This is a genomic window from Actinacidiphila sp. DG2A-62 (genome assembly GCF_035825295.1).
Lineage (GTDB): Bacteria > Actinomycetota > Actinomycetes > Streptomycetales > Streptomycetaceae > Actinacidiphila.
Window position 1 is genome coordinate 3456274 of the sequence record NZ_JAYMGI010000002.1, and the last position, 14587, is coordinate 3470860.

12 protein-coding genes, 1 pseudogene and 1 riboswitch are annotated in these 14587 nt (G+C 74.1%); of the genes and pseudogenes, 5 read left to right on the forward strand and 8 right to left on the reverse strand.

The window, feature by feature from the left end:
* Window positions 1-49: 49 nt before the first annotated feature.
* From VSR01_RS15095 to thrC, 3 genes are all read right to left on the reverse strand, one after another.
* On the reverse strand, window positions 50-253 hold the full coding sequence (locus VSR01_RS15095) for a cold-shock protein (RefSeq protein WP_009339379.1): 204 nt from the start codon (window positions 251-253) through the stop codon (window positions 50-52).
* A 443-nt stretch (window positions 254-696) separates the two neighbouring features.
* Window positions 697-972, reverse strand: a complete 276-nt coding sequence (locus tag VSR01_RS15100; protein ID WP_326449720.1) for a ubiquitin-like small modifier protein 1 — start codon at window positions 970-972, stop codon at window positions 697-699.
* Window positions 969-2342, reverse strand: coding sequence for a threonine synthase (gene thrC / locus VSR01_RS15105; RefSeq protein WP_326449721.1), 1374 nt, complete (start codon window positions 2340-2342; stop codon window positions 969-971). The genes VSR01_RS15100 and thrC overlap by 4 nt, the downstream gene beginning before the upstream one ends.
* A riboswitch (SAM riboswitch) is annotated at window positions 2336-2468 on the reverse strand. Its footprint overlaps the gene before it by 7 nt.
* Before the next feature lie 151 nt (window positions 2469-2619).
* Between thrC and VSR01_RS15110 the strand changes: the two genes are divergently transcribed.
* Both VSR01_RS15110 and VSR01_RS15115 read left to right on the forward strand, forming a co-directional pair.
* Window positions 2620-3585 (forward strand): glucosyl-3-phosphoglycerate synthase, encoded by a 966-nt coding sequence (locus VSR01_RS15110; RefSeq protein WP_326449722.1) that lies wholly within the window; start codon window positions 2620-2622, stop codon window positions 3583-3585.
* Between the two features lie 380 nt (window positions 3586-3965).
* A pseudogene (locus VSR01_RS15115) lies at window positions 3966-5416 on the forward strand (alpha,alpha-trehalose-phosphate synthase (UDP-forming)).
* Window positions 5417-5423: 7 nt separating this feature from the next.
* Here the strand turns inward: VSR01_RS15115 and VSR01_RS15120 are convergent.
* The 4 genes from VSR01_RS15120 to VSR01_RS15140 form a co-directional block, all read right to left on the reverse strand.
* Window positions 5424-6578: a hypothetical protein gene (locus tag VSR01_RS15120; protein WP_326454016.1), complete on the reverse strand. Its 1155-nt coding sequence runs from the start codon at window positions 6576-6578 to the stop codon at window positions 5424-5426.
* Between the two features lie 612 nt (window positions 6579-7190).
* The gene (gene otsB, locus VSR01_RS15130) at window positions 7191-8039 is read right to left on the reverse strand and encodes a trehalose-phosphatase (protein WP_326449723.1); all 849 of its coding nucleotides are present in this window, start codon (window positions 8037-8039) and stop codon (window positions 7191-7193) included.
* A gap of 178 nt (window positions 8040-8217) precedes the next feature.
* A complete protein-coding gene (locus tag VSR01_RS15135; protein WP_326449724.1) occupies window positions 8218-8490 on the reverse strand; it encodes a DUF3263 domain-containing protein in 273 nt (90 codons plus the stop codon).
* 138 nt (window positions 8491-8628) lie between these two features.
* Window positions 8629-9903, reverse strand: coding sequence for an extracellular solute-binding protein (locus VSR01_RS15140; protein WP_326449725.1), 1275 nt, complete (start codon window positions 9901-9903; stop codon window positions 8629-8631).
* Between the two features lie 236 nt (window positions 9904-10139).
* On the opposite strand from VSR01_RS15140, the gene VSR01_RS15145 reads away from it, so the two are divergent.
* From VSR01_RS15145 to VSR01_RS15155, 3 genes are all read left to right on the forward strand, one after another.
* Window positions 10140-11072 (forward strand): ROK family protein, encoded by a 933-nt coding sequence (locus tag VSR01_RS15145; protein ID WP_326449726.1) that lies wholly within the window; start codon window positions 10140-10142, stop codon window positions 11070-11072.
* Entirely contained in the window at window positions 11072-12304 is a 1233-nt protein-coding gene (gene nagA / locus VSR01_RS15150) for an N-acetylglucosamine-6-phosphate deacetylase (protein ID WP_326449727.1), read from the forward strand. Before VSR01_RS15145 ends, nagA begins: the two co-directional genes overlap by 1 nt.
* Before the next feature lie 180 nt (window positions 12305-12484).
* A complete protein-coding gene (locus VSR01_RS15155) occupies window positions 12485-13417 on the forward strand; it encodes a 1-phosphofructokinase family hexose kinase (protein WP_326449728.1) in 933 nt (310 codons plus the stop codon).
* A 39-nt stretch (window positions 13418-13456) separates the two neighbouring features.
* Here the strand turns inward: VSR01_RS15155 and VSR01_RS15160 are convergent, their stop codons facing one another.
* Window positions 13457-14497 carry a hypothetical protein gene (locus tag VSR01_RS15160; RefSeq protein ID WP_326449729.1) on the reverse strand — a complete coding sequence of 347 codons (1041 nt, stop codon included), beginning with the start codon at window positions 14495-14497 and terminating at the stop codon, window positions 13457-13459.
* Window positions 14498-14587: the final 90 nt, after the last annotated feature.

A 14587-nucleotide genomic window follows, 5' to 3' on the forward strand; every position in this document is an offset into this window, starting at 1 on the left:
GGCCCGCCGGCGTGAAGCGCCGCGTCGATGGCCGAACGCGCCGGGATGCTCAGCCTGCCAGTCGGACCATGTCCGCCTGCGGCCCCTTCTGACCCTGCGAGATCTCGAACTCGACTCGCTGGCCTTCCTCCAGGGTGCGGTAGCCGTCCATCTGAATCGCGCTGTAGTGGACGAAGACATCCGCACCACCGTCGACCGCGATGAAGCCGTAGCCCTTCTCCGCGTTGAACCATTTGACGGTGCCCTGAGCCATTCCTAACTCCCCTATTGCTGGCCCTATCGCGGCCCCGCACTTCGCGGGCCCGGGTCAGACCTCACCCCCCGTTGCACCCCTTACCGGCGGACCGGTGAGGACAGTGGGGGGCGTGCGCCGGAACGCGTCGACCGCGGCTGAATGTATCTGCACGGATGCCCACCGCAACAGGTCAATTGGACGAGAATTCTTGGCGTGACCGATCGGATATGCCCCGAGAAAAAACGATAATGCGGGTCAACTCGGACCGGACAGATTACCGTAAAAGGTATTTATAGAACGTGAATTTGGCGATAAATCGCCGCACTGGTTCATCGGCCCACCGCAGTCCCCCAGCAGTTGCCCGGGGCAACTGTACAGGGATTCAACCATGTGCCGAACGCGCGGGCGCCCCGCCCACCCGGGGGTGGACGGGGCACCGTCGGACGCGTGCGGAAGCCCGTTCAGCCGCCGGCCACCGCCGGAATGATCGACACGCTGGCGCCGTCGGGGACCGCCGTGGCAAGGCCGTCGGAAAAGCGGACATCGTCGTCATTGACATACACGTTCACGAAACGCCGCAGCTTTCCGGCGTCGTCGAGAACGCGCGCCGAAATGCCCGCGTGATTCTTCTCCAGCGACTCGATGACCTCGGCGAGGGTCGCGCCCTCGGCCGGGACCTCCGCCTGTCCGCCGGTGTAGGTGCGCAGGATCGTGGGGATACGTACGGAAGCACTCATGCGAGGCCAGCCTCTCGGAACGCGTCAAGGGTGGGACGGATGACAGCGGTCGGCCCGGTGGTGGGCGCCACCGCGTCGAGGGTCTTCAGACCGTCGCCGGTATTGAGCACGACGGTCTCGGTGGCCGGGTCCAGCTGCCCGGTCTCGACGAGCTTCTTCAGCACGCCGACGGTCACCCCGCCCGCGGTCTCCCCGAAGATGCCCTCGGTGCGGGCCAGCAGCTTGATCGCGTCCACGATCTGCGCGTCGTCCACGTCCTCCACCGCGCCGCCGGTGCGCCGGGCGATGTCCAGGACGTACGGCCCGTCGGCCGGGTTGCCGATCGCCAGCGACTTGGCGATGGTGTCCGGCCGGACCGGGCGGACCACGTCGTGGCCGGCCTTGAAGGCCGCCGAGACCGGGGAGCACCCCGCAGCCTGGGCGCCGAAGATCTTGTACGGCTTCTCCTCGACCAGGCCGAGCGCGATCAGCTCCTTGAGACCCTTGTCGATCTTGGTGAGCTGGGAGCCGGAGGCGATCGGCACCACCAGGTTGTCCGGCAGCCGCCAGCCGAGCTGCTCGGCGATCTCGTAGGCCAGCGTCTTGGAGCCCTCGCCGTAGTAGGGCCGCAGGTTGACGTTGACGAAGCCCCAGCCCTCGCCGATCGGGTCGCCGATCAGCTCCGAGCAGAAACGGTTCACGTCGTCGTACGAGCCCTCGATGCCGACCAGCTCGCCGCCGTAGACCGCGGCCATGACGACCTTGCCGGCCTCCAGGTCGTGCGGGATGAAGACGCAGGACCGGAAGCCCGCGCGGGCGGCGGCGGCGCCGACCGCGCCGGCCAGGTTGCCGGTGGAGGAGCAGGACAGCGTGGTCAGGCCGAAGGTGCGGGCGGCCTCCAGGGCGATGGCGACGACGCGGTCCTTGAAGGAGTGCGTCGGGTTGCCGGAGTCGTCCTTGACGTGCAGGCCGCCGGTGATGCCCAGCTCGCGGGCCAGGTTGTCGGCCCTGACCAGCTTGGTCCAGCCGGGGTTGAGGTTCGGCCGGTCGGCGACGTCGGCGGGCACCGGCAGCAGCGGGGCGTAGCGCCAGATGCTGGTGGGGCCGGCCTCGATCCGGCGGCGCAGCGCCTCGGGGTCGCCGAGCGGCAGGTCGTAGGCCACTTCGAGCGGCCCGAAACACTCCTGGCAGGCGAAGATCGGGCTGAGCGGGAAGCGGGTGCCGCACTCGCGGCAGGACAGGGCCGCGGCGGGTCCGAACGGTGCGGGGGCGGCGTCGGTGGAGGTGTGCGCGCCCGCGGCGGCGGGCTCCCCGGAAGGAGCGCCGGAGGCGGCGGCGGGAACGTGGTCGACTGTGTGCGCAGCCATGGTGGCGAGGCCCTTTCTCCTCATCTTCCTCGCGCCGCACGTCGCGTGCGCGAGCCGGAATTGGCACCTTCCCCACCGTGTGACCTCGCGGTCGGCGGGAGGGTTGCCGGGGCTTCAACGGGCCGTTCCCTCTGCCCCTCTGGATGAGCGGTATGCAGTTGTCGGCGCACGACCCCGGCATGCGGTCGCCGTACGCGTTGTTCAAGACTGTAACCGACGAACCGGGCAGCCGAGCAGGCGGGTCCGTACCGCGAGACGCCGGCCCGGCCGGGGACACCGGCCATAGCAGGGAGATGCGCACGTGCTCGATGAGGTGGAGCGTTGGCTGGAGCGCCGGTCGTGGTCGGCGGCCGACCGGCCGCTCGACGCGCTGCTGGCCGCCAAGCGCGCGGCGGGCGAGCGCGGCACCGTCAGCGTGGTGCTCCCGGCGCTGGACGAGGAGGCGACGGTCGGCGCGATCGTCGCGGCGGTGCGCCGCGACCTGATGAGTGAGCGGATGCCGCTGGTGGACGAGCTGCTGGTGGTCGACTCCGGGTCGCGCGACGGCACGGTCCGGGTCGCGGCGGACGCGGGCGCCCGGGTGGTCTCCCGCGACGAGATCCTGCCGCGGCTGCCGGCCGAACCCGGCAAGGGCGAGGTGCTGTGGCGGTCGCTGCTGGTCACCCGCGGCGAGATCGTCTGCTTCGTGGACGCGGACCTGCGCGAGTTCGACTCGCGCTTCGTGTCGGGGATCGTCGGGCCGCTGCTGACCGAGCCGTCGGTGCAGTTGGTCAAGGCGATGTACGACCGGCCGCTGGAGACCGGCGGGACGGTGGTGCCGGCCGGCGGCGGCCGGGTCACCGAGCTGGTGGCGCGGCCGCTGCTCAACCTCCACTGGCCGCGGCTGGCCGGCTTCGTGCAGCCGCTCGGCGGGGAGTACGCGGCGCGGCGCTCGCTGCTGGAGCGGCTGCCGTTCCCGGTCGGCTACGGGGTGGAGCTGGGCATGCTGATCGACGCGCTGGGCCTGGTCGGTCTGGACGCCCTCGCCCAGGTGGACGTGGGGGTGCGGCACCACCGGCACCAGGACGGGCAGGCGCTGGGGCGGATGGCGGCGGCGATCTACCGCACGGCGCAGCTGCGGATGGCCCGCGGGCACCTGGTGCGGCCCCGGCTCACGCAGTTCGCCCGTGCGGGCGGGGCGTTCGTGCCGGCCACGTACTCCGTGGACACGGAGGAGCGCCCGCCGATGCGCGAGGTCCCCGAATACCGCGACCGCCGCGCGGCATAGCTCGCCCCGCGGCGCTGCGTTTCTCCGGGCGTGGCGCCCCCGGCCGGCTCGGCGCCGGGCTTCGCCCCCCAGGGGCGCGGGGAACTGCTCCCCCAGACTCCGTCCGGGAGGTACCCCCAGCAACCCATCTGCGGCCCGCAGGTCGCCGCCGTCCCGAAGGGGCAGATCGGTCCGATCCGGACCACCGGCCGGTGGACGGTTGAGCGCGCAGTTCCCCGCGCCCCTGAACTCAGCGTCGCGCTGGCGCACGGTAGGCCGCGCCCCTGCGGGCCTGACGCCCAGCGTCCGGCTGACGCACCGCGGGGTGTGCGTGGGAAAGGTCAGCGCCCAGCGCCGAGGCGGGAGGTTTGAGGGGTGGGGCGGGTGGCTAGGCACTGGGCATGGAGGGAACGCAGCGCACCGCTGCCGTGCTGGTCGCATCGAACCGTGGTCCGGTCTCGTACACCGTGGAGCCGGACGGCCAGGTCAGCAGAAGGCGGGGCGGCGGCGGCCTGGTCTCGGGCCTGAGCGCGATCGGCCCGGAGGCCGGCGCGCTGTGGGTGTGCGCCGCGCTCTCCGACGGCGACCGCGAGGCGGTGCGCCGAGGCGTCACCGAACCCGGCTCGCGGATGATCGACGTGGCGCCGGAGGTCTTCGCCGCCGCGTACAACGGCATCGCCAACTCCGTGCTGTGGTTCGTCCACCACATGCTGTACCAGACGCCGCTGGAACCCGTCTTCGACGAGGACTTCGAGGCCCAGTGGGCGGCGTACGAGGCGTACAACACCGCGTTCGCCGACGCCCTCGCGCAGGAGGCCGCGGACGGCGCCGCGGTGCTGGTGCAGGACTACCACCTGGCGCTGGTGCCCGCGCTGCTCCGCGAGCGCCGCCCCGACCTGCGGATCGGCCACTTCTCGCACACGCCGTGGGCGCCGCCGGACTACTACCGGCTGCTGCCGGACGACGTCGCGCGGCAGGTGCTCGAAGGCATCCTGGGCGCGGACCGGGCCTGCTTCCTCACCCACCGCTGGGCCGACGCCTTCGCCGCGTGCTGCGCCGACGTGCTGGGCGCGACCGTCGCGCGGACGCCCGGCGGCGGCCGCACGGTCACGCACCGGGGCAGGACCACCGAGCTGGGCGTGCACGGCCTCGGCGCGGACGCCGACTTCCTGCGCGAACGCGCGCACCGCGACGACGTGGCCGAGCGGATGGCGGCGCTGCGGGCCGAGGCCAGCCCGGGCGCCGGCTGATCGTCCGGGTGGACCGCACCGAGCTGTCCAAGAACATCGTGCGCGGCCTGCACGCCTACCGCAGGCTGCTGCGGGACCGGCCGGGCTGGCGCGAGCGGGTGGTGCACGTCGCCTTCGCCTACCCCTCCCGGCAGGACCTGGAGCTGTACCGCGCGTACACCGCCGTGGTCTCCCGGCTCGCCGAGGAGATCAACGCCGAGTTCGGCGTCGACGGCTGGCAGCCGGTGCTGCTGAAGGTCGACGACGACTTCGCCCGCTCGCTGGCCGCCTACCGGATGGCCGACGTCGCGCTGGTCAACCCGATCCGGGACGGCATGAACCTGGTCGCCAAGGAGGTCCCGGTGCTCGCCGACAACGGTGTGGCGCTGGTGCTCTCCCGCGAGGCCGGGGCCCACGAGGAGCTGGGCGAGGCCGCGCTGACCGTCAATCCGTACGACGTCCGGGGCACCGCGGAGGCGCTGAACGAGGCGCTGACCATGCCGGAGGCCGAGCGGGCCGACCGCACCAAGCGGCTCGCCGACGCGGCCACCGCGCTGCCGCCGGCCGCCTGGTTCCTCGACCAGCTCACCGCGCTCGGCGGCGCCGCACCGCGGCCGTCGTAGCCGGCCGTCAGCCGCGGGGCGTCGCCAGGATCTCCCGGCCGCGCTCGCGCGTGATCAGCTGGGCCAGCACCGGATCGGCGAACAGGGATATCGGCGCGACGTGGTCCTCGCAGACCGGCCGCCACAGGCGTATCGCCGCGCGCAGCTCGGGCCAGGCCTCCTCGCACAGCGCGGCGCGCTCGGCCCGCGTCCGGCGCGGGTCCGCCCGATCGCTCCGGTCGGCCCGGTCCACCCGGTCAACCCGGTCCGCCCGGTCGCTCCACGTGGCGGCGGGCTCCTCGTGGCCGCGGCGCGGCCTGCGGGCGCGGGTGCGGGTGTGCGCCCGGTCGCCCGCGGCAGCCGTGGCGGTCACGGCGGTCGCGGCGGTCGCGGTGCGGGACTGGGCCTCCGGGGGACGCGGCGGCGCGCTGCCCGCGCCTATCAGGATCGCCTGGTGCGCGCTGACCCGCGGCCGGTCGGGGGTGTGGAAGGCCGGGTGCGCGGCGAGCCGGTCGGCCACCGCGTGCACCGCGGCGTCGAACTCCGGGCCGCCGCCGAAGACCAGCCGGAAGCCGGGGCGGGCGCGCCGGGCGGCGTAGTCGTCGATCAGCGCGCGGACCGGCGGCGGCGCGATCTCCCGGACCCGGTCCAGCAGCCGCAGCTCGTAGGGCTGGTGGTGGTCCTCGCGGCGAAACAGCAGCGGCATCAGCTCGGCGGCGAACAGCGGGCTGCCCAGCAGCGCGACATCTCCGCTCCTGCGCCAGAGCAGGCTGGTCAGACCCACGGTGTACCAGTCGCCGAGCATGCCCCGCAGCTGCATCCGCAGCAGCTTGGCGCGCTCGCTGCCGTACGCCTGCGCCTCGGCGAGCACGGACAGCGGCTCGTCGACCGCGCCGGCCAGCGCGGCGCGGCGGGCCCGCTCGACCTCGCCGTCCCAGTGGTCGCGGGTGGCGCCGGCCGGGCGGCGCAGCGCGTGGAAGCCGCGGTAGAGGTGCTCCATGACCGCGCGGAACGACGCGTGGCGCTGCGGGCCCTCGCCGGACCAGGAGGCCAGCCAGTAGCCGGCCCACTCGCCGTCCTCGTCCACGTCCTCCGGGTCGAGGAGGAGTATCGCCGCGTCGGCGGCCAGCGAGACGCGCAGGCAGCGCGCGAGCAGCCGCGCCTGCTCCTCCTCCCACGGCACCTCCGCCGCGTCGCCGTCCGCGCCTTCCCCCGCGCGGTCGGCGCCCTCCCCGGGCGGCCCGCTGCCGGTCCGGGCCGGGCGGCGCCGGCGCCGGCCTCCGCGTCGGCGTCCACGTCCACGTCCACATCGGCGCCCACGTCCGCGTCCGCGAGGTCGGCGTAGGCGTCGATCCAGTGCCGGTCGTCGGTGTCCTTCAGCCAGGCCAGGTCCGCCGCGCCCGCCAGCCGGTAGACGAAGCTGCCGGCGTCCCGCCAGCCGTCGGTGACGAGCAGGAACTCGCGCAGCGACGGCGGCAGCCGGCGCCCGAGCCGGTCCTCGGCCGCCGCGACCGCGGCCGGCTCCGCGGGCGCGAAGCCCAGCCAGCCGTCCCGTACCACGGCCGGGTCCAGCGGCCGGTCCTGCCCGGGGTCGTGCGCCCCGATCCACTCGCGGCTCCACCGTTGGAGGAAGGGCCGCCACGCCTCCGCTTCCGTCATCGCCCGCACCCCTCTCACCTGCGTCACGTCATGGCTCCCGGCGCACCCTTTCGGTGCGTCATGTGCCATGAGAGCACGAGGGTCTGACAATCCGTCCGCCGGGTGCGAACCCGCGGGTCACGCGGCTCCCGCGGGCTCAGCCCAGCTGGTCGGCGAGCGCGTTGAGGACCGCGACGACGCCCTCGGGGCCGGGCACGGTCAGGTCCGCGCGGGCGGCCAGCTCCTGCGGCGTCTCGGGCGTGCCGGCGCTCGCCACCAGCAGTCCGGGCAGGCCCTGTTCGCGCAGCGCGGCGACCGCGTCGAAGGCGGCGATGTCGCCGAGGTCGTCACCGCCGTAGAGCACCGCGCCCGCGTCGACCTCGCGCAGGTAGGCGGCCAGGGCGACGCCCTTGTCCATGCCGGCCGGGCGCAGCTCCAGGACGTAGCGGCCGGGCTCGACCATCAGGCCGTGCTGGTCGGCGAGTTCGCCCAGCGGGACGCGCAGCGCCTCGAAGGCGGCGTCGGGGTCCTCGGTGCGGCGGGTGTGGACGGCGACGGCGCGGCCGCCCTTGTCCTCGATCCAGGTGCCCGACCAGGCGCCGATCCGGTCGAGGAAGCCGGGCAGTTCGGCGCGCACCGCGGTGACGCCCGGGTGGGCGCCGGGGGTGCGGACCTCGCCGGTGCGCGCGTCCCAGCGCTCGGCGCCGTAGTGGCCGAGGACGACGAGGTGTTCGAGCCCCGCGACCCCGGCGAAGCCGCCGTAGCGGACGGCGACGCCCGCGGGCCGGCCGGTGACGACCGCGACGGCGGCGAGGTGCGGCGCGAGCCGGGCCAGCGCCGGGACCGCGTTGGGGTGGGCGCGGGCCTGCTCGGGGTCGGGGACGATCGGCGCGAGGGTGCCGTCGAAGTCGAGGGCGACGACCGCGCGCCCGGGGTGCGCGACCAGGGCCGCGAGGGCTTCCTTCCCCTCGGGCGTGTGGGGCGTGAGGATGTCGGCGGAGGCCATGGCTCCGACCCTACCGGTCCCGGCCCGGCGCGCGCGGGGCGTACGGGCGCACGGTCCGCGGCGGTGCGCCGGACCCGACCGGGACGGCCCGCGCCGCGCGCCCGGCTCGGCGCCGCCGGCACGCTCGGCGCCACGCCCCCCGCCGCCCGCCGCGCCCTCAGCCCACCGCGCCGCGCCCTCAGCGCGACGCGCGGTGCCGCTCGCGGACCGCGCGCAGCCGGTTGACGGTGACCGGGTCGTGGCGCAGCGCGCGGGGGTCGTCCAGCAGCGCGTTGAGCAGCTGGAAGTACGCGGCCGGGGAGATCCCGAGGCGTTCGCGGACCGCGCGCTCGCGCGGCCCCGGCCCGCTCCAGGTGCGGGCGGCGATCTCCAGCACGGCGACGTCGCGCGCGCTCAGCTCCCGCCCGGACGGCTCCGCGTCACCGGCGCCCGCCTCGTACCGCTCCTCCACGCCCGGCCACCTCCGGCGCCCACTGTACGTCGCGGGCACGACGACCGGTCCGCCGTACGTCGCGGGGAGGACGACCGGTCCGGCCACACGTCCGCGGGCACGACGACCGGTCCGCGCCGGAGGCGGCCACCGCGTGGCTCAGCTCTTGCCGCCGTCCTGCGACTCCGCGTAGATCTGCAGGTTCGACAGCACGGTCTTGGGGTCGTCGTGGACCGCCTTGCCGATGTCGGTCTTGACCTTGGCGCTGACCGGGCCCCAGGAGATCTTGTCGACCGGGTAGAAGACCGCGTCCGGCAGCAGGTCGAGGAACTGGACCAGGTCCCTGTCCTTCGGGTTCTCGCGCATCGCCTCGGACGCGGTCTGCGTCACCGGCAGCAGGCCGTACTCGTCGAGGAACTTGACCGCGTTCTTCTCCTGGTACACGAACTGCAGGAACTTGCCGTCCGCCTCCTGGTTGCCGTTCTGCTTGAACGCCATCATCCAGTCGGCGACGCCGAGGGTGTCGCTGCTCTGGCCGAGGCGGCCGGGCAGCGGCGCCACGCCCACGTCGATCTTCTTGGCCTTGGCCTGGGCGAGCAGCGTGGGGTGGCCGTTGATCATGCCGGCCTTGCCGGCCAGGAACTCGTCGAAGACGTCCTGGCGGTTGGTCTTGGCGGGGTCGCCCGGGCCGGTCAGCCCGGTGTCGACCAGGTTCTTCTTCACCCAGGAGAACGCGTCGACGTTGGCCGCCGAGTCGAAGGTGTAGTTGCCGACCGTGTCGGTCATGCCGCCGGAGTTGCCGAGCATCCACATCAGCGCCTCGGCCTGCGCCTCCTCGGTGCCCAGCGGCAGGCCGTAGGGAACCTTGACGCCGTCCTGCTTCAACAGCTTGGCGTCGTGGGCGAGTTCCTCCCACGTCTCGGGCGCCTTGCTGATGCCGGCGTCGCTGAAGAGCTTCTTGTTGTAGAAGAACATGCGGGAGCTGGACACCCACGGTATGCCGTACTGGGTGCGGTCCACCGAGCCGGCGGCGACCATCGAGGGGATGAAGTCGGCCTGCTCGCTGACGGTGAACAACTCGTCGGCGCTGTACAGCTGGTCCGCGGCGGCGTAGGCGGCGTAGGAGCCGATCTGCGCGATGTCGGGGGCCTTGTTCTCCTTGACCATCTTGGCCACGTCGTTGTCGACGTCCACCCAGTTGATCACCTGGACGTCCACCTTGATGTGCGGGTTCTGCTTCTCGAACGCCGCGACCAGGTCGTCCCAGTACTTCTGCGAGCTGTTGCCGAGCTTCGGGTCGCCGTAGTCGGCCGCCACCATGTGCAGTGTGACGTCCTTGCTCAGCGGGTTGCTGCCGCCGCACGCGCTCAGGCCGGTCATCGCCAGCGCCGACGCCGCGCCGGCCGCCGCCAATGAGAGAAGTCGTCGCCGCACCGTTCCTACCGCCCTTTTGCGTACTGCCCTAGCCGGCGGCGTGCCCTCGCGCATCGTCCGCCTGTTGAAGGGTCGAGTCTTCCGCACACCTTTAGCCAAGGTCTACACCATGCGTGATATCCGTTCCGCATCGGGTCGCCGTTCGACGCCGCCGCCCGGGGGGCGGTGACGCGGCGTTCGATCTTCCGGGCCGAATGGACTAGACCTCTACCCGTTCCAGACGCGACACTGTCCCCGTGAGACATGTCATCGCCCTCGATGTGGGCGGCACCGGGATGAAGGCCGCCCTGGTCGCCGCGGACGGCTCGCTGCTGCACCGGGCGCGCCGCCCGACCGGCCGCGAGCGCGGTCCCGACGCCGTGGTCGCCGCGATCCTCGACTTCGCCTCCGACCTGCGCGAACACGGCCTGCGCGAGTTCGGCGAGAGCGCCGCGGCGGCCGGCGTCGCCGTCCCCGGCATCGTCGACGACGCGGGCGGCGTCGCCGTCTACGCCGCCAACCTCGGCTGGAAGGACGTGCCGCTGCGGACGCTGCTGTCGCGGCGGCTGGACGGGGTGCCGGTCGCGCTCGGGCACGACGTGCGCGCCGGGGGGCTGGCCGAGGGCCGGATCGGCGCCGGAAACGGTGCCGACAGATTCCTCTTCCTGCCGCTGGGCACCGGCATCGCCGGCGCGATCGGCATCGACGGGCGGATCGAGGCGGGCGCGCACGGCTACGCGGGCGAGATCGGGCACATCGTGGTCCGCCCCGGCGGCCGGGAGTGCGGCTGCGGGCAGCGCGGCTGCCTGGAGACGTACGCGTCGGCCGGCGCGGTCTCCCGCGCCTGGGCGGCGGCCAGCGGCGATCCCGCGGCGGACGCGGCGGCCTGCGCCCGGGCCGTCGAGGAGGGCGACGAGCGCGCCGCGGAGGTCTGGCGGGAGGCGGTCGAGGCGCTGGCCGACGGCCTGCTGACCGGTCTCACGCTGCTCGACCCGCGGGTGCTGATCATCGGCGGCGGCCTCGCGGAGGCCGGCGACACGCTCTTCGGGCCGCTGCGCGCGGCGGTGGAGTCCCGCATCACCTTCCAGAAACCACCCCTGATCGTCCCCGCCGCGCTCGGGGACACCGCTGGATGCCTGGGCGCCGGCCTGCTGGCCTGGGACCTGATCTCCGTGGAGGTAACCGCCTGATGGCCCCCCTGACAACGACACAGCGCACCGTGCTGGCGGGCGCCCGTGTGGTGCTGCCGTCCGGCGTGGTGGAAGGCGGCCGGATCACGGTCGAGGGCGCCACGATCGCGGCGGACGACACGGCCGGTCCGCTCGGCGCCGGTCCGGCGGGCGCCGCGGACGGGCGGACCGACGGGGCCGGGCGGACCGACGGGGCCGGGCAGGTCACGTACGACCTGACCGGGCGCGGGTACACGATCGTCCCCGGCTTCGTGGACATCCACAACCACGGCGGCGGCGGCGCGTCCTTCACCTCGGGCAGCGCGGAGGACATCCTCACCGGCGTGCGCACCCACCGCGAGCACGGCACCACCACGGTCGTCGCCTCGACGGTCACCGAGAGCATGGAGTTCCTGGTCCGGCGGGCCGGCCTGCTGGCCGAGCTGGTCGAGCAGGGCGACCTCGCGGGCATCCACTTCGAGGGCCCGTTCATCTCGCCGTGCCGCAAGGGCGCGCACGACGAGGGCCTGCTGCGCCACCCCGACCCGGCGGACGTGCGCAAGCTGGTCGAGGCGGCGCGCGGCACCGCGCGGATGGTGACGCTGGCGGCCGAACTGCCCGGCGGCATCGAGTCGGTGCGGCTGCTGGCGGAGCTGGGCGTGATCGCCGCGATCGGCCACACCGACGCCTCCTACGAGCAGACCCGCGAGGCCATCGACGCCGGCGCGACGGTGGCCACCCACCTGTTCAACGCGATGCCGCCGCTCCAGCACCGCGAGCCCGGCCCGATCGCGGCGCTGCTGGAGGACGAGCGGATCACCGTCGAGCTGATCAACGACGGCACCCACCTGCACCCCTCGGTGCTCGAACTCGCCTTCGGCAGCGCGGGCGCGGACCGGGTCGCCTTCATCACCGACGCGATGGACGCGGCCGGCTTCGGCGACGGGATGTACGAGCTGGGTCCGATGAAGGTCGAGGTCCGCGAGGGCGTGGCGCGGCTGTTGGAGGGCGGCTCCATCGCCGGCTCCACGCTCACCCTGGACACCGCCTTCAAGCGCGCGGTGACGCTGGACGGGCTGTCGCTGCCGGACGCGGTGGCGGCGCTGTCGGTCAACCCGGCCCGGCTGCTGGGGCTGCAGGACCGGATCGGCACGCTGGAGCCCGGCAAGGACGCGGACCTGGTGCTGCTGGACCGGGCGTGGGACCTGGCGGGCGTGATGCGCAAGGGCGAATGGGTCGTCGAGCCGGCGTAGCGGGGCCGGTGCGGTGGTCGTCGGACCGCCGTACGACCCGCGTGCGGCGGTCGTCGGACCGTCGTCGACCCGCGTGGGGCGGTCGCACGCGGGACCCGGGGCCGGAATTCGTTCAACGGGTGAGTAAAAGGCGGTCGGTCCGGTCTGGGCCGACCGCCGTTGTTTTGCCATCATCGACGGGTGATCATCACCGTCACGCTCAACGCCGCACTCGATGTGACCTACCAGGTCCCCGCGCTGCGCCCGCACGCCACCCACCGGGTCACCGACATCTCGGAGCGCCCCGGCGGCAAGGGGCTGAACGTCGCCCGGGTGCTGGCCGCGCTCGGCCACCGCACCGCCGTCACCGGCTTCGCCGGCGGTCCCGCGGGCGACGAGCTGCGCCGCCTGCTGGCCGCGGTGACCCGCGCCGACCTGCTCACCGACGCGCTGGTGCCGATCGCCGGGGCGACCCGGCGCACGGTCGGCGTGGTGGACGCGGCGAGCGGCGACACCACGATGTTCAACGAGCCCGGGCCCACCGTCGCCCCGGCCGAGTGGGCGTCCTTCCTGGACGTCTACCGCGGGCTGCTGGCCTCCGGGGACTGCGAGGCGGTCGCGCTGTGCGGGAGCCTGCCGCCGGGGCTGCCGGTGGGCGCGTACGCGGAGCTGGTGCGGGAGGCGCGCGGCGCGGGCGTGTTCGTGCTGCTGGACACCAGCGGCGAGCCGCTGCGCCGGGGGCTCGCCGCCCGCCCCGACCTGATCAAGCCCAACGCCGACGAGCTGGCCTGGCTGACCGGCTTCTCCGAGCCGGCCAGGGCGACCCGGGACGCGCGGCGGCGCGGGGCGCGCGCAGTGGCCGCGTCGCTGGGCGCGCAGGGCATCCTGCTGGCCGACGAGAGCGGCAGCTGGCGGGCCGCGCCGCCGGCCCGGCTGGCCGGCAACCCCACCGGCGCCGGCGACTCGGCGGTGGCCGGGCTGCTCTCCGGGCTCGCCGAGGGGCTGCCGTGGCCGCGGCGGCTGGCCCGCGCGGTCGCGCTGTCCGCGGCGACGGTGGCCGCGCCGACGGCCGGGGAGTACGACAAGGCGGTGTACGAGGAGCTGCTGCCGCGGGTCGAGGTGACCGCGGCGTGACGCGACGCCCGGGAACCGCGCGGTCGGGCGGGGCAGGACCTAGTTCGTGACCTTGCCCTCCTTGAGCCAGAACTGGTCGAGGTTCACCCCGCAGTTGGCGTTCGGCATGCAGGTCAGGGCGAGGGTGTTGGCGCCCTTCTTCAGCGTCACCCAGGAGTAGGTGTGGTTGTCCCACGCCTTGGACCAGTCGGTGTAGCGCGGCTGGCCGTAGTTCTTCAGGTTGACCTGGTCCGAGCGGGGCTTGCCGTTCACCGACAGGCCGAGGTTGGCGTCGTCGCCGGCGTTGCCGTAGCTGATGAAGAACGTGTAGTCGTCGTCCTTCGGCACGGTGACCGTCCACACCACGGACGCGCCGACCGTGCCCATCTTGTCGACGTAACGGCCGCCCGCCGCGTCCGCGCCCGGCCACTCGGTGCTCTGCTCGGCGCCGCCGAGCAGCTGGAGGGTGGCCGCGTCGACCTTCTGGGAGTCGAAGGGCGTGGCGGTGGCGGTGGGCGTGGGGGCCTGCGAGGTGGTGGTCGGCGCCGCCGCGGACGGGGTGGGCGTGCCGCCGCCCTTGGCGTCCTTGTCGTCGCCCGAGCCGTTGGTCATCGCGAAGGCGATGCCGACCGCGACGGCCGCCACCACGGCGACCGCGGCGATCAGCAGGCCCTTGCGGTTCGGCGACTGCGGGGGCGGCCCGCCGGCCCGCCGCCCGCCCTCGCCCGGCGGCGGACCGAAGCCATCCTGGGGCTGCTGGTACGCCTGCGTGGCGCCGTTGCCGTACTGCTGCTGCGGGTAGCCGTACCCGCCCTGCGGGCTCTGCTGCTGCGGGTAGCCGTAGCCACCGCCCTGGCCGCTCTGCGGCTGGGGGTAGCCGTAGCCTCCCTGCTGCGGGGGCTGCGGGGCCTGCTGGGGGCTGCGCCGCTCGCCGACCCGCTGCACCTGGTGGTAGGAGGTGCGGGGCTGGCCGTAGGGCTGCGGGTGGGGCGCGGTCGGCTGACCACCCGCGGCCCGGTCCGGCTGTTCGCCGCCCTCGGCCCGGTAGAGATACGCGAACGGGTCGTCGTTCTCCGGGGTGCCGTCGTTTCCGGCCGTCATCCGCTGTCCACTCCCTCGTACTGCCGTGCCTTCCCGCGACCATACCGGCCGCGGGCGACACCTCGCTGCGACGTTCGACGCTTCAGCGGC